The organism is Streptomyces sp. NPDC058274 (assembly GCF_042881375.1).
Taxonomy (GTDB): Bacteria; Actinomycetota; Actinomycetes; order Streptomycetales; family Streptomycetaceae; genus Streptomyces.
Genome location: NZ_JBHVXW010000007.1, coordinates 60,111 through 79,506, shown reverse-complemented (window position 1 = coordinate 79,506; position 19,396 = coordinate 60,111). Strand labels below are relative to the sequence as shown.

Here is a 19,396-nt window from a genome sequence, read left to right as displayed (position 1 = left end):
GCGATTCGAGGTCAGGATGCCTACCGACCATGGGCGCGTCCGACTTACACCTCGGTGACCTGACACGTCAGCAACTCGGGCCCCGCAGTCACCGGTTCAATGCAGCGCGGCGCGCGGCAGAAGCGCGGCCTTCGCACGGCGCGGCCGAGCCGCGCCGGTCCAGCCTTCTGCCAAGTTCTGCCCGACACCGTTCCACCGGCCGCTCGCAGGCCGCGATTCCGCCGGGGCCCGCGCTCAGCGAGCGCGGACTCCGGCGGACACTCACCGCGTCAGGGGGCTACGGCAGCGGCGGGTAGGCGTTCTGCATCAGCTGCTGGAACTGGGCGGAGAACCAGTGGCCGGCCAGCGGTGAGTTCGGCAGGGCTCCTGTGGGGTTGTTGCCGTTGCGGGCGTTGCCGCCGTAGGTGGGGTCGCACATGCGGTCGAACCCCTTGCCCTCGTCGTTGGGAACGGCGGCGCTGTTGCCGTCCGACTCACCCGGCGGCTTCACCCACACGTAGGCGTCGACGCCGGCGGCGGGGGCGGCGGTGGGTCGCTGACCGAGTCCGGCGCCGCTCTGGTTGCACCAGTTGCCGGCGTGGATGCGCCGGTCGACGCGGCTGCCGTTGACGAAGGCGTCGACGGAGGACGTCGGGCCGGGGCCGCTGGGCCTCGCGGAGCCGCCCCAGCCGTTGCGGGACGTGTCGATCAGCATGCCGAGACCGGCGTCGAATCCGGCGGCCACCAGCTTGTCCCGCAGCCCGAGCGCGAACGACTGCTCGTCCACGTACTGGTTCCAGTCGACCCACTTCGACTGGCGCACGGTCTGACCGTTCACCGTGTCGGTGACCTTGAAGTTGGGTTCCTTGACGGGGCTGTAGTTGGCGGTGTTGACGATGAACCCGGCCACGTCGTGCACGCTCGCGCCGTTGGTCGTGGCGACCTTGGCGAACTCCTGTACTGCCGGAGCGAGGTTGCTGTCCCAGCCGAGCCAGCCGTGGTGACCGGCGTCGATGTAGTTGTAGACGTTCGCGATGGCGCCGAGCTTGTCGAGGGCGTAGGAGACGCCCTTCTCGTAGTTGCCGTTGCTCTTCATCGTCACGCAGGCGTCGGTGGTGGTGTTGGTGCCGCCGGCGTTGGTGACCAGGTTGGGCAGTGAGTCGGGCTCGATGACGGTGGCGATGCGCAGGCCCGCGTACTTCGGGTCGGAAAGGATCGACGTGATGGGGTCGATGTACTGGGACTTGTACTTGTCGAGGTCGCCCGGCCCCAGTTCGCCGTTGGAGGCGAGGGCGGCGCAGTCGCGGCCGGGCAGGTCGTAGATGACGAGCTGGACGACGAGATCGCCGGAGCCCTTCTGCTTCAGGGCCTCGTCGAGGTGGGCGCGCAGGCCCATGCCGCCGCCCACACCGTTGATGGCGGCGATGCGGTCCAGCCAGACGGCGGTGGGCTGGTCGGCGATGCGGCTGCCGCCCGGTTCCGCGGCGGCCTTGGCGGACCACTCGGGGTTCACGTACACCTTGGCGCCCGTGTAGGGGTTGTCGGCACGGCTGCCGGTGTCGCCACCTCCGCCGCCACCGCCCGTACCGCCACCGGTGCCGCCGCCGGAACCGCCACCGTTGTCGGTGTTGCAGGTGACGCCGTTGAGCGTGAACGTGGCGGGCACGTTGTTGGTGCCGCTGTAGGAGCCGTTGAAGCCGAAGCTGACCGAACCACCGCTCGTGAGAGTGCCGTTGTAGCTCTCATTGGCGGCGGTGACGTCGGCACCGTTCTGGCTGAGCTTCGCGTTCCAGGCGTTGGTGACCTTCTGGTTGCCGGCGTACGCCCACTTCACGGACCAACTCGACTTGGCGGCGGCGTTGTTGGTGATGGTCACGGCGGCGGTGAAGCCGGTGTCCCACTGGCTCTGCACCTTGTAGTCGACGGTGCAGGGGATGGACGAGGTGGCAGCGCCGGCCTGGCCGACGACGAGCGCGGTCCCGCTCGTCCCGGCGACCAGCGTCAGGGCGGCGAGAAGCGATGTTCTGGTGTGACTCATGAGTGCGGGTTTCCTTCTCTGGATGGGGAGTTACGGACGGAGACCGGGCAGACGGTCACGCGAGCCGACGTCTGGGCCACACACCTGAGGCAGGCGTGGCGTTCCAGTGGTCGGTGCGTCGGTGCGTCGGTGCGTCGGTGCGTCGGTGCGTCGGTGCGTCCGGCGCGTCCGGCGTCGACTCGAAGGCGCGGCCGTCATGCCGGCGCTTCGAGCCTCGTCATGCTGGGGGTCGCCCGGTCAGGCGCGGGGTCGCCCGGTGGCCTTCGTAGGCACCGACCGCCGACCCCGAACCCCTGCGGTGCGAGCGCGGACTTGATGCCGTGGGACCCGGTGTGAGCGACCGAGAGCTCGGCGATGTCGCCGCGGTTCGGGCTGCCGTTCCAGGGCTTGCGGACCGTCGTGACGCGGGAGATGCGCAGAGCGGTCGCCATCCGGCTCGGCGATCGCGCACCGGTCGACGGCGCCGCTGCGGAGTTCGTGTCCACGGCGCGAGCGGCCGTGGCTCCCCGGGCCGATGGCACCGGGCAGGACAGTGCTGGTGATTGCGTCGCTGACTAAAAGAACTGAATGCGGGGGGTGTCGCATGAGCGAGTCCTTACAGCTTCGCGCGCCGCTACGGACGCGTCGTCTGATGGAACCGCTCCCACTGGTGGGGAGGAAGTTAGCGTCAACTGACGGTGTTTCATAGGGTCCTTGCGAAACTTTTCGCCGGATTGGCTCACTTCGAACTTTGAACGCCCAGCATCTTGACCGCGCTCGCCTTCATCCCCACGATGGGAGCGCTCCCACTGGATTCAGGCCCTGGCACCTCTCCGTGAGTCGCGTGACGCAAGGAGGAACAGCACATGGATCCCGGACGCAAACGCAGAGCCGTACGGCGGGTGTGGACCGCCGTCGCCGCCGCGTTCGCCCTGCCCCTGTCCATGCTCGCCACCGGAACGACCACCGCGAACGCGGCGACCGTGCAGTGCAGCGTGGACTACAAGACCAACGACTGGGGTTCCGGCTTCACCGCCGACCTCACCCTCACCAACCGCGGCACCGCCGCGATCGACGGCTGGACCCTGACCTACGGCTACACGGGCAACCAGAAGCTCTCGAACGGGTGGAACGGAACCTGGTCGCAGGCCGGTCAGGCCATCACCGTCAAGAATGCCTCGTACAACGGCACCATCGCCCCCGGCGGCGCCGTCTCCGCGGGAGCGCAGTTCAGCTACAGCGGCAGCAACACCGCGCCGGCCAACTTCGCGGTCAACGGCACCAGTTGCGTCGGTGCCCACCAGCCGCCGATCACCGTGCTGACCAGCCCGGCCGCCGGGGCGGTCTACTCGCGCGGTGACGCCGTGCCGCTCGCGGCCACAGCGGCGGCCGCGGAGGGCGCGACGATCGGCAAGGTCGAGTTCTACGACGACACCACGCTCCTCGGCACCGACACGAGCGCGCCCTACACGTACTCCGCCTCTGGTTTGACCGTGGGCAGTCATTCCTTGGTGGCGAAGGCGTACGACAGCCTGGGCGCGTCCGCGGAGTCCACCCCCGTCGGCATCACCGTCGCCGCGGGTCCCGCCGTGGTCGCCTCGACCACTCAACTCGCCGTCCCGCAGGGCAAGACGGGCACCTACGAGGTGAAGCTCTCGACCCAGCCCTCGGCCAACGTGACCGTGACGACCGCCCGGACCGGCGGCAACTCGGGCCTGTCGCTCACCGGCGGGGCCTCGCTCACCTTCACCCCGTCGAACTGGAACACCGCGCAGAAGGTGACCGTCACGGCGGACTCCACCGGCACGGGGGCGGCGACCTTCGAGTCGACGGCCGCAGGACACGGCAAGGCGACGGTGACCGTCACCCAGATCGCGGCGACGGGCACGTACAACGCCCGCTTCCTGGATCTGTACGGCAAGATCACCAACCCGGCCAACGGCTACTTCTCACCCGAGGGCATCCCCTACCACTCGGTCGAGACGCTGATCGTCGAGGCCCCGGACCAGGGCCACGAGACCACCTCGGAGGCGTACAGCTACCTCCTGTGGCTGCAGGCCATGTACGGGAAGGTCACCGGCGACTGGAACAAGTTCAACGGCGCCTGGGACGTCATGGAGAAGTACATGATCCCCACGCACGCGGACCAGCCGACCAACTCCTTCTACAACGCCTCCAGGCCGGCCACCTACGCGCCCGAGGAGGACACTCCGAACCAGTACCCGACCGGCCTCGACCCGTCCGTGGCCGCCGGCTCGGACCCGCTGGCCGGTGAACTGAAGTCGGCCTACAACACCGACGACGTCTACGGCATGCACTGGATCCAGGACGTCGACAACACCTACGGGTTCGGCAACACCCCGGGCGGCACGTGCGAGGCCGGCCCGAGCGCCACCGGACCGTCGTACCTCAACACCTTCCAGCGAGGCCCGCAGGAATCGGTGTGGGAGACGGTGCCCCAGCCGACCTGCGACGCCTTCAAGTTCGGCGGCAAGAACGGCTACCTGGACCTGTTCACCGGGGACAAGTCGTACGCCAAGCAGTGGAAGTACACCACCGCCCCGGACGCCGACGCGCGCGCGGTGCAGGCCGCCTACTGGGCTGACCAGTGGGCGAAGCGGCAGGGAAAGGGCTCGGCCGTCTCGGGTACGGTCGCCAAGGCGGCCAAGATGGGCGACTACCTGCGCTACGCCATGTACGACAAGTACTTCAAGAAAATCGGCAACTGCGTCGGCCCGTCGACCTGCCCGGCCGGCACCGGCAAGGACGCCTCGCACTACCTGCTCTCCTGGTACTACGCCTGGGGCGGCTCCACCGACACCGGTGGAGGCTGGGCCTGGCGCATCGGCTCCAGCTACGCCCACAGCGGCTACCAGAATCCGCTCGCAGCGTACGCACTCAGCGCCGACACCGACCTGAAGCCCAAGTCCCCGTCAGGCGCGGCCGACTGGGGCAAGTCGCTCCAGCGTCAACTGGAGTTCTACCGCTGGCTGCAGTCGAGTGAGGGCGCCATCGCCGGCGGTTCGACCAACAGCTGGGCGGGCCGCTACGCGACCCCGCCGGCCGGGACGCCGACCTTCTACGGCATGTACTACGACCAGCAGCCCGTCTACCACGACCCGCCGTCCAACCAGTGGTTCGGCTTCCAGGCGTGGTCGATGGAGCGGGTCGCCGAGTACTACCAGCAGACGGGGGACCCGCAGGCCAAGACGGTCCTGGACAAATGGGTCAAGTGGGCTCTGTCGAAGACGACCATCAACCCGGACGGCACCTACCAGATTCCCTCCACACTCCAGTGGTCGGGCCAGCCCGACACCTGGAACACCTCAAGTCCCGGCGCCAACAACGGGCTTCACGTCACCGTCGCCGACTACACCAACGACGTCGGTGTGGCGGCCGCGTACGCCAAGACCCTCACGTACTACGGCGCCAAGTCCGGGGACGCGAAGGCGAAGTCGACGGCAAGGGCGCTGCTGGACGGAATGTGGAGCAACTATCAGGACAGCCTCGGTATCGCTGTTCCGGAAACCCGCACCGACTACAGCCGGTTCAACGACCCGGTCTACGTGCCGAGCGGCTGGACGGGCACGATGCCGAACGGCGAAGCGATCAACTCGTCCTCGACGTTCGCCTCGATCCGGTCCTTCTACAAGAACGACCCGGCCTGGTCGAAGGTCGAGGCCTACCTCAAGGGCGGCGCCGCGCCCGTCTTCACCTACCACCGGTTCTGGGCCCAGGCGGACATTGCCCTGGCCATGGGCTCGTACGCGGAACTCCTCGAGTAGCCCCCGCTGAGGCTCCGTGTGCGCGACCCCGTCGCAGGGAGACGGGGTCACTCCACCGGGCGGTTCCGATGGGGCCGCCCGGTGAACACCCCCTCATCCCGCCGCTCGAGTCCCAGACGTCTCATCTCGTCAGGGCATGAACAACTCCTGCAGTCCCGGCGGAGAACCGAACGGGAGCGCTCCCAACCGCAACGGCGCGCCCCTGCACCCCCACACCCATCGCGGAGGACCCGCATGCAACCGTCACCTCACCAAGTCCGCAGAGTGCGCGCCCTGGCCGGTGCGCTGCTCACCTCACTCGTCGCGCTGGCCGCGCTTCTCACCGGTGCTTCGGCGTCCCATGCCGATACGACGATCTGCGAGGCGTTCGGCTCCACGACCATCAAGGGCCGTTACGTCGTGCAGAACAACCGCTGGGGCACGAGCGCACCCCAGTGCATCGCCGTTACGGACTCGGGCTTCAGGATCGCCCAGGCCGACGGTTCCGTCCCCACGAACGGCGCTCCGAAGTCCTACCCGTCCGTGTACAACGGCTGCCACTACACCAACTGTTCGCCCGGCACGAGCCTCCCGGCCCGGCTCAACACCATCTCCGACGCCCCCACAAGCGTCTCCTACAGCTACGTGAGCGGTGCGGCCTACGACGCCGCCTACGACATCTGGCTGGACCCGACGCCCCGCACCGACGGTGTGAACCGCACCGAGATCATGATCTGGTTCAACCGCGTGGGTGCGGTACAGCCGGTGGGTTCGCCGGTAGGTTCCGCCACCGTCGCCGGACGACAGTGGCAGGTGTGGTCGGGCAACAACGGCACCAACGACGTCCTGTCGTTCGTGGCGCCATCGGCGATCGACAGCTGGAGCTTCGACGTGATGGACTTCGCCCGGAACGCCGTCTCCCGCGGACTCGCCCAGAACAACTGGTACCTGACGAGCGTTCAGGCCGGCTTCGAGCCCTGGCAGAACGGCGCGGGACTGGCGGTGACCTCGTTCTCCTCCACCGTGAGCCTCGGCGGCAATACCCCCGGCCCGGGCGGCCCCGGCGGTCCCGCGGCGTGCAAGGTGACCTACGGTACGAGTGTGTGGCAGGGCGGCTTCACCGCCGACGTCACCGTGGCCAATACGGGTTCCTCCCCGGTCAACGGCTGGAATCTCGCTTTCGCGTTGCCCGCCGGACAACGGATCACCAACGCGTGGAACGCCGGGATCTCGCCGTCGTCGGGCGCGGTGACGGCCGCCAACGCGGCGCACAACGCGTACCTCGCGCCGGGCGGCCAGGCCTCCTTCGGATTCCAGGCCTCCTACGACGGCAGTTTCGTCAAGCCGACCGCATTCAGCCTGAACGGCACTCCCTGCACCACCGCCTGACGGATTCGGCACGGCGCCCCGAGCCCTGACGCCGGCCGGTCAACCGCCGAGCACTCACGGGACTCCAGCCGTGCCATGTCCGTCCACCCGGGACCCGCCCCACCGGCCTCCGCGCCGACGGGCGGGTCCCGCTCTCTTCCCCCTGGACGCCCGGGCGTTGGACCGTGGCGGTGGACGTTGGATGGCTGCAAGGCCCGCACCAGGCGATGGGCGTGCAGCGCAACCGCTCATGAACCACGCGAACCAGGCGCCCCCTTGACCGACGATGCGCGGGCCACGTGCGGAAGCCGTGTGCGCGGTCCCTTCGGTCCGTAAGATCGGTGATCTCTTGGGGGAGGTGGTCATGGGCAGGCGACGCCTCGGCACACCGACGCTGGAAGAGGTGGCCGCTCACGCCGGGGTGGGGCGGGGCACGGTCTCCCGCGTCATCAACAACTCGGCCGGCGTGAAGGACTCGACGCGCCGATCCGTGCAGCGAGCCATCGAGGAACTGGGTTACGTCCCCAATCTCGCGGCCCGCTCCCTGGCCGGGCGGCGAACCGATGCCGTCGCCCTCGTGCTGACGGAGCCCGACTGGAGAGTGTTCGCGGAGCCGTTCTTCTCCGAGATCGTCGGCTCGCTCGGCGACGTGCTGGCGGATACCGGAATGCAGTTGATGCTCACCCTGGTCCGCTCGGACGCCGATCGCCGGCGCTTCCTGGAGTATGCGCGCGGCGGCCGGGTCGACGGGGTCCTGCTGATGTCCGTGCACGCGGCGGACCGCCTCCCGGACATGCTCGCCGAGGTGCGCGTACCGACCGTGATGCTGGGGCGCCGCTCGGGCGACGAGTACGTCAGCTACGTGGACGTCGACAACGTCGGCGGCGCGCGCAGCGCCGTCTCCCACCTGCTGTCCCGAGGTCGCACGGTGATCGCCACCATCACCGGGCCGTTGGACATGTACGTCGCGCAGTGCCGGCTGCGCGGCTACCAGGATGCCCTGGCCCTGGCCGGCCTCGAGCGCGAGCAGTCCCTGGTCGCCGAAAGCGACTTCACGCAGGACAGCGGGCGCCGCGCCATGACGGAACTGCTGGAGCGGCACCCAGAGATCGACGGCGTCCTTGCCGCGTCGGACACCACAGCGGCGGGAGCCCTGGAAGCGCTGCGTGCCGCGGGACGGCGTTTGCCCAAGGACGTCTCCGTGATCGGTTTTGACGACTTCCCGCTGGCTCAGCGCACCGAGCCACGCCTGACCACGGTTCGTCAGCCCCTGGAGGAGATGGGCCGGGCCATGATCCGACTTCTACTGGAGGACATGGAGGAGCCGTCCGTGGCCTACCGCCACGTCATCCTCCGGACGGAGCTGACGGTCCGAGACTCAGCCTGACGAGGCCGAAGCGGCCGCCCGATGACGCCGTGCGGCCTGAGGGCCTGAGGGCCTGAGGGCCTGAGGGAGAAGGCTGCCGGGCGGGCCGTACCGGCGCGATGCGGACGATTCGGGAGCGCTCCCCAATACTGGCCACCTCCGCTGTGTCCGGGCGCTGGGGCGCGTCAGAGTTGTCACACGCGAGGGGTGTACTGGTCCAGGATCGCCCGTAGGCGCTCGAGGTCTCCAGCCTCATGCACGCCCCGCTTGGGCAAGACGTCGAGGCACAGCATGTTGGGATCCCGGCTGAGCAGGACAAAGTGATCTGCCGTTTCCCGGTAACCCTGGAAAACGGACCACTTCTGGATCAGTGTGACGTGGTCGGTACGGCAGGTGATCCCGGCCGGAGACACGTTGGCGCGGTAGTCGCCCTGCCATCCGACGAGCCGCTGCGTCTGGGCGGCTTGCAGCCGCGGGTACCCCCACACCAGCAGGACGACCAGCAAGAACAGAACCGTCGAGACCACGTCGACACCCCCGCGGACCACGGCGGAGACCAGCCATTGCCCTACCCACAGGAGGAGGAACACGCTTCGCAGCAGTAGCCCGGTCCGCTTGATCCGCTCGCGGACCCGCAGACCGACCAGGATGTCGGCAGACTGGGGCTGGTACGTGAGTTCAACTGCGGTCCGCTCGTCCACGACATGGTCAGAGGCTTCCGCATGATTGGCGCCTTGGTTGCTGTGGCCTTCGGCCATGGTCCCTCCCGGTAAAAGACATGTGGATCATTACGAAATTGAAGTTCGCCCTCATCCCGGGTCGAAGACCTTCGCTCATCCATGAGGGACTGCATGCGCCGGAGCCGGTGACCACCACCGTGTTTCGCGCAGTTCTGGTGACTTGAGCCCGCCGATCCGGGGACCGCCGATGTGTTTTGCTGATCGAGCCGCAGATCCGCGGACACCAGTGGTGACAACTACCGTGGGCGGGCCCAACTGTGGTGCTTAATTTGGCGACGGGAGCCCACGAGTCGGTGGCTGGTGAGACCAATTCGTTTTCGCTGGTGAGTTTCACGTTCGGCGTGACCAGTCCGCACCGACCTCGGTCCGGCCGTCACCAGGAAGCGGGCTGGGGAGGGCCCGGCTATGAGTCCTCTGAACTCACCCTGACCGACCCGACCAAGGGCTTCGCCCCCTTCGTCCGCCACACCGAAACGGGCACCAGTATCGCGACGCCTGGAACGCCCCCGTCACCATCGAACGGCGGGTGGATGCGGCCGCCTCGTCGGAGAAGACCAGTGGGCCAGAGGGGCCGACCCACCGGAGTCCTGGCTGCGCCGGTCAGTCGGCGTACACCCGGCCTTCCTTCACCAGGTAGTTCACCGGGTCCGAGCAACCGATGGACGGCGTGACCAGCAGGCTCACCGTGAGCGGCGCGGGCTCCGTGCTCGCGGTCGAGAACTCGCAGACAGAGCCGCTGCCCGTGAGCGGGTACCAGAACCACCCGTTCACATCGCCTACGGTGACCAGGTCGGTCTCCTTCCAGGCACCGCCGCTCTGCTTGTAGACCCGGAGTTCCACGGTGGCGGCGTACTGGTCCTCCGGTGACTGCAGGGCGGTGAGGGTGATCTTGTAGTCGCTCCCGAGGACGGACGAGGCGATCTGCTTCTTCTGCTGCGCCCGTGCCGACGTGTCGGCACTGGACGCCCCGGCGGTCCCCAGGATCCCCGCCATCAGGAGAGCGAGGGTCGCGGTGGAAGCACGGCGTGTGCGGACGCGGTTGCGGATGCCCTTGCGGACCGAGCTCATGTGTTTCCCCCGTTGGAACCAGTATGCGGTGAATGGTCATGGTGCGTCGTACGGTAGTTATGACGACTCGCCAGGCCCAAGGGTTGTACGGCAGTACGGCAGTACGGTCTCGCGCTCGGTTTCATGTGGCAGCTCCGACCTGTGCCTTCCGCGCAGTCTCAGGCTGCTTCATCGGTGGGCGGTCTCAACTCCACTGCACGCCCCGTGGTTCACCAGGCCACCGACGAGGAACGCCGCGGCCGCTCCGTCATCTACACCCTGTACGACAACAACCACGTCGCCGAACTCCTCGAACAGGCCCTCTACTACGTGGAGCACCTGCGGTTCGGTCTGTGCAACGCCCCGACGACACCAGCATGGCCGCGGCCGCGCCCTGACCACCTCCACCGGCGGAAGCGGTACCTCTGAGGCGCGTTCACCGCAGCGACCCGAGGGAGCCCGTGACGGGCCACGGGGTTCAGACAGCGTGTGTACAGTGGGCGGCTGCGAAGGGGAGTAGCGTCGTCCTGTTCACCGGAATGTGCAACAGGCAGACGCGGTAGATCTCGCCGCTGTCGGGTCGGTGGCCTGGTCCCAGCGGACGCATTCGAGTTCGAGTCGACGGATCTCGTCCATCCGTAGACCGCCGAACAACCACACCCCGATCAGGGCACGGATCATTTCGATCGGGTAGTAGTTCGCGTGCCACCCGGCAGCCTTCGCCCGCGGTGTCCCGTAGGCGCGCAAGTCGTCGGTGGTCAGTGTCAGCCCGGCGGCCATCAGCTTGGCCCAGGCGGCATCGTCGATGATCCGGGGGGCTGGGGCGCGGCCGGCCCGGACCGACAGCGGTAAGGCGGGAACGCGGCGGGGATCGAACCTCGGGGTAATCCATTCCCATTCATGCCGCGTCGTTCGTTGGGGTAGGCCAAGAACAGCTGAGACGAGGTGACGCCGAAGGCGACTTCCCTGGCCCTCTGGAACTCGGCCGTCTCTGCCCGCAGATGGATCAGGCGCTGCGCGTGCTCGAAGTCCCCGACTTCGAGTTGGACCAACTCCTCTCGGTGCAAGGCACCGTCATAGGCGAGCGTGGCCATGAGCCGGTTGCCCGACCGATGTTCGCCATGAACTGCAGCCACCGTCGGGCCAGTTGATGTCCAGCAGGAGTGGGGAACTTGCCCCACGGGATGGGGGCCATGACAGCAGGCCAGTAGTTGCGACCGTGCCTACTTGCGCACGTGGAAGCGCAGCATGGTGACCCCGCCCGACTGGACGTTGCTGAACGGTTCCAGGTCGATCCGGTCGAGGCCCGGCGGCGCGAAGCGGATGCCGTCGCCGAGCAGCACCGGCAGCACGTACACCAGGATCTCGTCGACGAGGCCGCGCTGCAGGCACTGGGCGGCCACGTCGGCGCCGAGGATCTCCAGGTTCCTGTCCCCGGCGGCGCGGCGTGCCGTGGCCACGGCTACCTCGATGTCACAGGTGAGGAAGGTGACGTTGGGGTCCGGCTCGTCGGGCGGGCGGTGGGTGAGCACGAACTGCGCCCCGCCGTCGTAGGCGGTGTTCTCGTCGGACATGCGCTTGCCGACCTCGTACGTGCCCCGGCCGATGAGCATGGCGCCCGTGGCCGCCATGACCTCCGGGAACGTCGCCGACGTCATGTGCTCGAAGATCCAGTCCATCGTGTGGCCGGGACCGGCGATGAACCCATCGAGGGACATCACCCTGTTCACGACCACTTTGCCGGTGCTCGCAACCGTCATGCGTCTTCTCCAAGCAGGTGGAGGGCCGGGATCGCATCATAGGTCGGTGAGCAACATCTTCTCCGACGGTAACCACGACCTGGACCTGTCCAATGGCGCCACCGCGGTGTTCATCGACGTGCTGATGCTGGCCGTGTCCGATCTCGCCTCCGAGGACTGGGACTTCCGCTTCGCGGCGCTGCTGACCCTGCAGGACCAGGACGTCATGGGGCGCGGTGCTGTCGGGTTCGACCTGGCGGAGTTCGACTGGGGTGCGACGGAGCGGGAACGCGCCCGAGCGAAGGACTTCGTGCTGCGTGCCACATCACTCGCGGCGAGCGGACATCGCTGGAGTGAGCTGGACTACCACCCGCCCCGCGTGCATGACTACCTGCACCGCTTCACGACCATGGTGGAGTCCTGCACCCCGCCCGCCGACAGCAGCGCCGCACGCGGCTTCCCCGGCCGGGACGAGGCAGCGATGGCCTCGTGCGTGCGCCACCGCGTCCTCAACGCGCTCCCGCTCTGGGACGGCTGCTTCCTCTGCAATCGGCCGCACGATTAGCCCGGCTCGATTCCACATAAGGAGAGCCCTACCGGTCCCGGCCGCCGCCCCCCGGGCCATGAAGCCCCAGACCGTGTGCCATGGTAGGAGTTCCGCTGCCGTGAAAGCGGCCTCGACCGTTGGCAAGGACTCCCGCGGTTACGACGCAGGCAAAATGTCAATGGCCGCAAGCGGCACATGGTGGTCGATACGCGCGGACAGCCGCTGTCGTCTTCGGCCTCCGTCTAATGCACCCCGAGATCACCATCGTCTGGGCGAGTAGACGGTGAAGTGAGGGGCGCGAGGTCCTGGCGTCGGCAGGTGCGGCCATGGCGAGCCCCATGGGCAAGGCCCGCGGACTTCGACCGCACCAAGGGCCTCGATACCTATGTTCTCCAGCCGGTAGGGGCGGGCGCGGCGCAAGTCGGCCACTGCGGGCACGGCGGTGCAGGTGTCCCAGAACGCGCTTACGGTGAACTGAGCCGTCCCGGACTCCGCGGCAACAGCCACGGGCTCGATCTTCCAGTCGAGACCCGGACTGGGTGGCGTTGTGCCGCAGGACGGCCACGTTCTGCGGGATCGGCTCCACGGTCAGCAAAGTGCGGGGGCGGTAGCGGGCGGTGGAGTAGGACGCGGCAAGACCCGTGTTGCTACCCAGGTCGACGATCGTGTCGAGGGTGCCGATGTCCTCCTCGAGCCGGTAGTGGACGCCCAGTTCGTAGAAGCCCTTCAGGAAGCCCTGCCACAGGATGAGTAGATCGCTCTGGTTCCTGCGGATGCGGATGCGGACACGGGCCCGCCCGCCCGAGGCGTGAGGAAGTTCACCGGCAACGTCACGGCTGGAGTCCGGCGGTGTCTCCGCCCGGGTCGTCCGCGAGCATCACCGCGGCAGTCGTGCGTTTGCCGACCGGCTCGCGGTGCACCTCGAAACTCTGGCACACGGCCATCACGATCTCCAGGCCGTGCTGCCCGACCCGGCCCGGGTCGGCGGCCCTGGCCACCGGCAGTACTGGATCGCTGTCCCAGACCGTCACCTCGACCCGGCCGCCCGCCAGTTCAAGGTCAAGCAGGCATGGGCCGGAGGCGTACTTGCAGGCGTTCGTCAGCAACTCGCTGACCACCAGCTGGACCACGTCCATCACACGCGCGGACACCGGGAGACCGTGAACGGACTGCAAGCGCGTCAGGAAGACCCGGGCCACCTCACGCCCCTGCGCAATGTCGCCTGGACTGCCCTCATACGCCTGCGACGCCTTGACCAGCCCTTCATTCAGTTGCCCAACCCTGTTCTGGCCAGCCCCATCCATGCCGATCCGCCCGCTTCCTGAGCCTTGACCGTTCAGGCCACGCGTCTACCCCCAAATCCGAAAGAGAACAGAACGATCATGCTCGGGTTCGAAAACAGCCACCACAGAGGGCTTTAGCTCCTGAACCGCGTTGTTTGCGCTGCTATCGGGTGGAGCTGCTGGGTTGAAGCTTGCAGGAGCAGACGGGCATCAGGATGCCGCGAGCGTTGTCGGCGATGGGACGACTCTTCATCGTCCTTCTGAGGTGCTGGGCTTCCCTGCGCCACAGCTCTATCTGGGGAGGCGGCGGTCGGCGGCCATCACGTCCGGAGCCGAAGGTCAGCTCGTATGGGACGGGCAGGTATGAGAAAGGGGCAGCGGGCTCCCAGCGCTCCCGTCTGCCCGATGATGTCGATCGCGCCACGGCCGAGAAAGAACGTCCCGTGCTCCTTGGCCTGCTGCTCTGACCAGGCACGATGGGGACAGTAGGTGATGTTGCGGAGACTCGGGGAAGAAGGTGCGGCAACCGATAGGAGGCTGCCATGGAGAGTGGAGATCTGGAACTGGGCGAGTTGCTGACCGCTGCGGAGGCGGCTTCGCCCGGTGAGTCCGTCGACGTGGTGGCACACGATCTGCAAAAGCGGTTCGGTGCCGCCCATGTGTCCTTCCTCTTCGTCGACCTCATCGGCCAGCGGCTGGTACGGCTCGCCGCGGCCGGCGGTGAGGTCGACGATCATGCCGAACCGGTCGACCTGCACGGCAGCATCTACGACAGCGTTCTGCAGAGCCAGCGCCAGCATGTGGAACCGGACAGCCAGGGCGAACAGCGCGTCATCACGCCGGTCACCAACCGCGGCGACTGCATCGGCCTCCTGGAGGTGACCTTGCAGTGCGCCGACGACACCGTGCTGCGGCAGGTCCGCGACGCGGCCCACGCGCTGGCTTACATCATCGTCACGGACCGCCGCTTCACCGATCTGTACCATTTGGGACGGCGCACCACCGAGACGAGCCTGGCCGCGGAGATCCAACACCAGCTGCTCCCCTCAGCCCCCTGCTGCGAGGCGCCCCAGTTCACCCTCGCTGCCGGGCTGGTCCCGGCCGACGACATCGGCGGCGACACCTACGACTACACCCTTGACCGCGACACACTGCACCTGTCCATCACGGACGCCATGGGCCACGACACGAACTCCGCGCTGCTGGCCACCCTGCTGGTCGGCGCACTGCGCCGGGCCCGCCGCAGTGGCTGTGACGCTCTCAAGCAAGCCCGCCATGCCCACCAGGCCTTGATGAGCCACGGCCGCGGCTTGGCCACCGGCCAGTTGCTGTGCGTCGACCTTGAAACAGGTCGGTGTGAACTGGTCAACGCCGGACACCCTCGGCCGCTGCGGCTGCGCGACGGCATCGTCGAAGAGGTGGAACTCGCCGTCAACCTGCCGTTCGGTGTGGCGGCACCGACCTCCTATCGCCTACAGGAACTGCAACTGCGTCCAGACGACCGCCTGATCCTGCTCACCGACGGAATGCAGGAGCGTGGTGCCGCGGCCGTCGACCTGGCCTCGATCATTCACGAGACCCGCGCGCTGCATCCGCGAGAAGCCGTCCGAAGCCTGACCGCCGCGGTGTTCGACGCCTGCCGTGGCGATCTCCGCGACGACGCCACGGTCCTCATACTGGATTGGCACGGCAACCGCCGCCCCTCGCCGGAATCCAGGACGCCCAGCAGAGACAAGAGGGAGCGGTTCACTCCTTGAGTCGATGTGCACCAACTCCCGCCGGACGAGCGTCCCGAGATCGCCCACACCGTCCGCGACTGGCTTGCCCAACTCCACCTCGTGGCCGCAGGGTGCGGAATGTCCACCCTTCCCGTCTCGCTCGTCTCCGCCGTACCTCCCGGGGTTCGCGTTCTCCGTCGCATCGCGTTGGTGCGCTTGATCAAGGTGCCACCGCGCCGGGACAGATGGGCGTCGAAGTCCGTCCGGAAGGGGACCTGAATTCGAATGTGGACGGGCGTGAAAACTCATCACCGGGGTCGATCGCCGTGCCTGAGTACGGCCTCGGTACTGGTGGCCTCCCCTGATCAGCTGTCGCTGGTTCCCGGGGTGCCCAGCCTGCTGGTGACCTTCCGTGATCTCCGGCGGCGTATCGGCTCCAGGTTCCTCCGGTCTGGTTGCGGAGGCGGCTGTTGGTCTTGCACTGGCGTGGTACGCGGCAACAGTGGAACCCATCGTTGAGTACCTAGTGATGCCGAAAGGGCCGACGTACTCGCTCAACTACGCCCAGGACGGGCTCGACTCGCTCGGAGCCCACGCGCTGCTCGCCGTCGCCTTCGTGCTGATCCTGGCCGGCAGCGCGGTGCTGCGCGGTGCTGCGCGGTGCAGCGCGGTGCTGCGCCGCAGGACCTCCGCGGCGAAGGGTCTGGTGATCGTCGGTACGGTCAGCTCGACGGTGGCCTGGCGTCGGAATGGGATTCCGCCCATGCAGTTCCTGGCCGGGGATATCGCCCTCTGCTACTTCGCAGCCACCCAGCCTCGGCGGAGCTCGCTCACCGCGCCGCCGCAGCGTTCGGCACACTCGCCGGCTACCTCGTCCTGCGGTTGATCACGGGCGACGATTCCAGCATCGCGCAGGAGCTGTTGGTGGCCCTGACCGTGGTCATCGCCTGGCTCATCGGTAATTCGTCGCATCAGGCCCGCGCCCACACCGCAGAGTTGCACGCCCGGGTCGCCGCCGAGGCCATCACCGCAGAACGGCTGCGCATCGCCCGCGAGATGCAGACACCGTCGCCCACAGCATCGGCATCATCGCCTGGCAGGCCGGCGCCGGGGCCCGGGTCATCGAAACCCAGCCCTCCAGAGCCCTCCTCTGTCGCCCCGTTCTGCACGGTCCCCAGCCGGGCAGGGCCGGAGACCGCACAGATAACGCGTCAGACCGAGGGGGTGAAGCGGTCCCAGGCGCGGTGGCGGGTCAGCAGTTCGGTGAGATGTTCCAATGTCGCTTCCGGGGTGTCAGCGCTCACCACGCCCGGAGCGTCGAGTGCGATTCCAGCGGCGGCCAGTGCTTCCACGCCATCGCTCCAACCACCGACGGCCTTTCCGTGGCGGTATGCCTCCGTTACCAGGAGCAGCACACGGGAGTCGATTCCGGCGACGATCGCGGCGTCGTCGTCGGCCTTGGCGTCACGGGCCCCGTAGCCGTCGGCTCCGACGGCCGGTGCGCCGGCGAGGAGAAGGGCATCGAACTCGGTGGAGCGGGCGTTGGCGAAGGTGCGTTGCACGGTGACGGGCTCGCCCTCGGGGTCGAGGACTCCGCCGGTGGGGGCGATGACCAGAGGCACCATGCCGGCGTCCAGGACGGCCTGGCGCACTGAGCGCACGCCCGTCAGGTCTTGATCGCCTTCCGTGATGATGCCGACGATCCTGCCGTCAAGCGGCCAGGTGCCGCCGAGCTGGGAGAGCGCCGGGCTGGGCAATGGGTCGCTCTGCTTCACAGTCGGCGCGGGGGCGGGCAGGCCGAGGCCGCTGGCGACCTGCGCGCACAGTTCGGCGTCGATGTTCGCCAGCACCGTCAGCGCGCGTTCCTTGATCGCCGTTTCCCAGCACTTGCTGAGTTCGAAGGTGTAGGCGGCGACGATGTGCTCGCGTTCGGTGGGCGTCATGCTCAGCCAGAACAGCCGTGGCTGGGTGTAGTGGTCGTCGAAGGAGGCTGCAGCGTCCCGGACCTTGCGGGAGGCGGGTACCTGCTCGGGAGCCTCGATGTAGGCGGCGTTGTCCGCGCCCGCCAGGAAGGGGCACCCGCCGTCGAGGGAGTTGGGCCGGTAGGGCGCGACCCCGCGGTGGACCGCCGTCTGGTGCATGCCGTCGCGGAGCATGTCGTTGACGGGGGTGTGGGGCCGGTTGATGGGCAGCTGGCCGAAGTTGGGGCCGCCGAGCCGGCTGATCTGGGTGTCGAGGTAGGAGAAGAGGCGTCCCTGGAGCAGCGGGTCATTGGTGACGTCGATGCCGGGCACGAGATGTCCGACGTGAAAGGCGACCTGTTCGGTCTCTGCGAAGTAGTTGGAGGGGTTCGCGTTCAGGGTGAGCAGTCCGATCGGCTGGACGGGGGCCAGCTCTTCCGGCACGATCTTGGTCGGGTCCAGGAGGTCGATGCCTTCGAACATCTGGTCGTCGGTGTCGGGGAAGGTCTGCACGCCGAGTTCCCACTGCGGGAAGGCTCCGGCCTCGATCGCGTCGGCCAGGTCCCGGCGGTGGAAGTCGGGATCCACACCTGCGGTGATCTGGGCTTCCTCCCACACCAGGGAGTGCACTCCGAGCTTCGGCTTCCAGTGGAACTTCACCAGCGTCGTCGCACCCTCGGAGTCGACGAAGCGGAAGGTGTGGACACCGAATCCCTCCATCATCCGGTAGGAGCGCGGGATTCCGCGGTCGGACATGTTCCACAGCGTGTGGTGAGTGGCCTCCGTGTGCAGGGTGACGAAGTCCCAGAACGTGTCGTGAGCGCTCTGCGCCTGCGGGATCTCCCGGTCCGGGTGCGGTTTGCCGGCGTGGATGACGTCGGGGAACTTGATCGCGTCCTGGATGAAGAACACCGGAATGTTGTTGCCGACCAGGTCGAAGACGCCCTCGCTGGTGTAGAACTTCGTCGCGAAGCCACGGGTGTCGCGAACGGTGTCGGCTGACCCGCGCGAGCCCAGCACTGTGGAGAAGCGCACGAACACCGGCGTCTCCACGTCTTTGCCCAGGAACGCGGCCTTGCTGATCCCTTCGGCTGTGCCGTAGCCCTGGAAGATGCCGTGGGCTGCGGCACCGCGGGCGTGCACGACGCGCTCCGGGATCCGTTCGTGGTCGAAGTGGGTGATCTTCTCGCGCAGGTGGTGGTCCTGCAGCAGCACCGGACCCCTCGGCCCTGCCTTGAGGGAATGGTCGGTGTCGTACAGTCGCGCGCCCTGCGCCGTGGTGAGGTACTCGCCGTCCTGTGCCACCTCCGCCTGCGGGATGCCCGTCTTCTGTCCGGTGGGGCTGTACGTGTCCGGGCCGCGCTGGTCGGGCTTGGGCGGCAGCGGACCGGCCGGGTCGGTCGGCTCATCGACCGGGGGCGGCACCGGGCTCGGCGCGCCGGGGATCTCGTTGCCGGGGTGGGCGAGTTCCTGAACCTTCTTGGCGACCTTGCCGGCCTTCGCCGTGACGGGATTCTTCTTCTTGGCAGTCACAGTGTTTTCCGATCACTGAGTGGGACGGGAGACAAGCACTGATTCAGTCAGGAGGGCCACGCGATCAGCTGAGCTGGAGTACCCGGTTCTGCCACCGGGACTCACGCCATCGTCCATCCAGATGAACACCTCCTTGGCCGGTCCGACGGCTGGCTGAGCCAAGCGGGTGGCAGGCCGGCGCAAGGCGGCCGCTGCTCTTCTTCGGCGCGCACCGCTGATGACCGTCCCTCCGGGGAGGGGAGTCGGGGTCCGAAAATGGCGGCAGCCGTTATGCCCCGCCGACGAGCGTGTCTGCTGAACTCGGACCGCCTGCGTGCCGTGGTCGTCCACGTAG

At 67.9% G+C, this 19,396-nt stretch carries 12 protein-coding genes and 3 pseudogenes; 9 read left to right on the top strand and 6 right to left on the bottom strand.

Going from position 1 to position 19,396, the window contains the following annotated elements; genetic code table 11:
• Window positions 1-277: 277 nt before the first annotated feature.
• Window positions 278-2,017, bottom strand: a complete 1,740-nt coding sequence (locus tag ACFVYF_RS16370; RefSeq protein ID WP_389455878.1) for a glycoside hydrolase family 6 protein — start codon at window positions 2,015-2,017, stop codon at window positions 278-280.
• Window positions 2,018-2,862: 845 nt separating this feature from the next.
• Here ACFVYF_RS16370 and ACFVYF_RS16365 point away from each other — a divergent pair.
• The 3 genes from ACFVYF_RS16365 to ACFVYF_RS16355 all read left to right on the top strand — a co-directional run bounded on the left by ACFVYF_RS16365 (window position 2,863) and on the right by ACFVYF_RS16355 (window position 8,515).
• Window positions 2,863-5,781: a glycoside hydrolase family 48 protein gene (locus tag ACFVYF_RS16365; protein WP_389455877.1), complete on the top strand. Its 2,919-nt coding sequence runs from the start codon at window positions 2,863-2,865 to the stop codon at window positions 5,779-5,781.
• Window positions 5,782-6,015: 234 nt separating this feature from the next.
• Complete coding sequence (locus ACFVYF_RS16360) at window positions 6,016-7,149, top strand: cellulose binding domain-containing protein (RefSeq protein WP_389455876.1); 1,134 nt, start codon at window positions 6,016-6,018, stop codon at window positions 7,147-7,149.
• A 343-nt stretch (window positions 7,150-7,492) separates the two neighbouring features.
• Entirely contained in the window at window positions 7,493-8,515 is a 1,023-nt protein-coding gene (locus tag ACFVYF_RS16355; RefSeq protein WP_389455875.1) for a LacI family DNA-binding transcriptional regulator, read from the top strand.
• 173 nt (window positions 8,516-8,688) lie between these two features.
• Here ACFVYF_RS16355 and ACFVYF_RS16350 read toward each other — a convergent pair whose 3' ends face one another.
• Together ACFVYF_RS16350 and ACFVYF_RS16345 are read right to left on the bottom strand one after the other, a co-directional pair.
• Entirely contained in the window at window positions 8,689-9,252 is a 564-nt protein-coding gene (locus ACFVYF_RS16350) for a YcxB family protein (protein WP_389455874.1), read from the bottom strand.
• Between the two features lie 582 nt (window positions 9,253-9,834).
• A complete protein-coding gene (locus ACFVYF_RS16345; protein ID WP_389455873.1) occupies window positions 9,835-10,302 on the bottom strand; it encodes a hypothetical protein in 468 nt (155 codons plus the stop codon).
• A 228-nt stretch (window positions 10,303-10,530) separates the two neighbouring features.
• Between ACFVYF_RS16345 and ACFVYF_RS16340 the strand changes: the two are divergent.
• Window positions 10,531-10,710, top strand: a pseudogene (locus tag ACFVYF_RS16340) (hypothetical protein); the annotation flags it as partial.
• A gap of 794 nt (window positions 10,711-11,504) precedes the next feature.
• On the opposite strand, the gene ACFVYF_RS16335 reads toward ACFVYF_RS16340, so the two are convergent.
• On the bottom strand, window positions 11,505-12,041 hold the full coding sequence (locus ACFVYF_RS16335) for a dihydrofolate reductase family protein (protein WP_389455872.1): 537 nt from the start codon (window positions 12,039-12,041) through the stop codon (window positions 11,505-11,507).
• A gap of 46 nt (window positions 12,042-12,087) precedes the next feature.
• Here ACFVYF_RS16335 and ACFVYF_RS16330 point away from each other — a divergent pair, with 46 nt between their 5' ends.
• Together ACFVYF_RS16330 and ACFVYF_RS16325 are read left to right on the top strand one after the other, a co-directional pair.
• A complete protein-coding gene (locus tag ACFVYF_RS16330) occupies window positions 12,088-12,585 on the top strand; it encodes a hypothetical protein (RefSeq protein ID WP_389455871.1) in 498 nt (165 codons plus the stop codon).
• A 64-nt stretch (window positions 12,586-12,649) separates the two neighbouring features.
• Window positions 12,650-12,842 (top strand): annotated as a pseudogene (locus ACFVYF_RS16325) (transposase); the annotation flags it as partial.
• Window positions 12,843-13,397: 555 nt separating this feature from the next.
• Here ACFVYF_RS16325 and ACFVYF_RS16320 read toward each other — a convergent pair.
• Entirely contained in the window at window positions 13,398-13,871 is a 474-nt protein-coding gene (locus ACFVYF_RS16320) for an ATP-binding protein (RefSeq protein WP_389455870.1), read from the bottom strand.
• 521 nt (window positions 13,872-14,392) lie between these two features.
• Here ACFVYF_RS16320 and ACFVYF_RS16315 point away from each other — a divergent pair.
• The 3 genes and pseudogenes from ACFVYF_RS16315 to ACFVYF_RS16305 all read left to right on the top strand — a co-directional run bounded on the left by ACFVYF_RS16315 (window position 14,393) and on the right by ACFVYF_RS16305 (window position 16,454).
• Window positions 14,393-15,607 (top strand): PP2C family protein-serine/threonine phosphatase, encoded by a 1,215-nt coding sequence (locus tag ACFVYF_RS16315; RefSeq protein WP_389455869.1) that lies wholly within the window; start codon window positions 14,393-14,395, stop codon window positions 15,605-15,607.
• 24 nt (window positions 15,608-15,631) lie between these two features.
• Window positions 15,632-15,847 (top strand): annotated as a pseudogene (locus ACFVYF_RS16310) (LysR family transcriptional regulator); the annotation flags it as partial.
• Between the two features lie 223 nt (window positions 15,848-16,070).
• On the top strand, window positions 16,071-16,454 hold the full coding sequence (locus ACFVYF_RS16305) for a hypothetical protein (RefSeq protein ID WP_389455868.1): 384 nt from the start codon (window positions 16,071-16,073) through the stop codon (window positions 16,452-16,454).
• Window positions 16,455-16,779: 325 nt separating this feature from the next.
• Here the strand turns inward: ACFVYF_RS16305 and ACFVYF_RS16300 are convergent, their stop codons facing one another.
• Window positions 16,780-19,062, bottom strand: coding sequence for a catalase (locus tag ACFVYF_RS16300; RefSeq protein ID WP_389455867.1), 2,283 nt, complete (start codon window positions 19,060-19,062; stop codon window positions 16,780-16,782).
• Between the last annotated feature and the right edge of the window lie 334 nt (window positions 19,063-19,396).

Coding starts and splice junctions, on each gene's coding strand:
- ACFVYF_RS16370 (WP_389455878.1), bottom strand. CDS start 2,017: ATGAGTCACACCAGAACATCGCTTCTCGCCGCCCTGACGCTGGTCGCC.
- ACFVYF_RS16365 (WP_389455877.1), top strand. CDS start 2,863: ATGGATCCCGGACGCAAACGCAGAGCCGTACGGCGGGTGTGGACCGCC.
- ACFVYF_RS16360 (WP_389455876.1), top strand. CDS start 6,016: ATGCAACCGTCACCTCACCAAGTCCGCAGAGTGCGCGCCCTGGCCGGT.
- ACFVYF_RS16355 (WP_389455875.1), top strand. CDS start 7,493: ATGGGCAGGCGACGCCTCGGCACACCGACGCTGGAAGAGGTGGCCGCT.
- ACFVYF_RS16350 (WP_389455874.1), bottom strand. CDS start 9,252: ATGGCCGAAGGCCACAGCAACCAAGGCGCCAATCATGCGGAAGCCTCT.
- ACFVYF_RS16345 (WP_389455873.1), bottom strand. CDS start 10,302: ATGAGCTCGGTCCGCAAGGGCATCCGCAACCGCGTCCGCACACGCCGT.
- ACFVYF_RS16335 (WP_389455872.1), bottom strand. CDS start 12,041: ATGACGGTTGCGAGCACCGGCAAAGTGGTCGTGAACAGGGTGATGTCC.
- ACFVYF_RS16320 (WP_389455870.1), bottom strand. CDS start 13,871: ATGGATGGGGCTGGCCAGAACAGGGTTGGGCAACTGAATGAAGGGCTG.
- ACFVYF_RS16315 (WP_389455869.1), top strand. CDS start 14,393: ATGGAGAGTGGAGATCTGGAACTGGGCGAGTTGCTGACCGCTGCGGAG.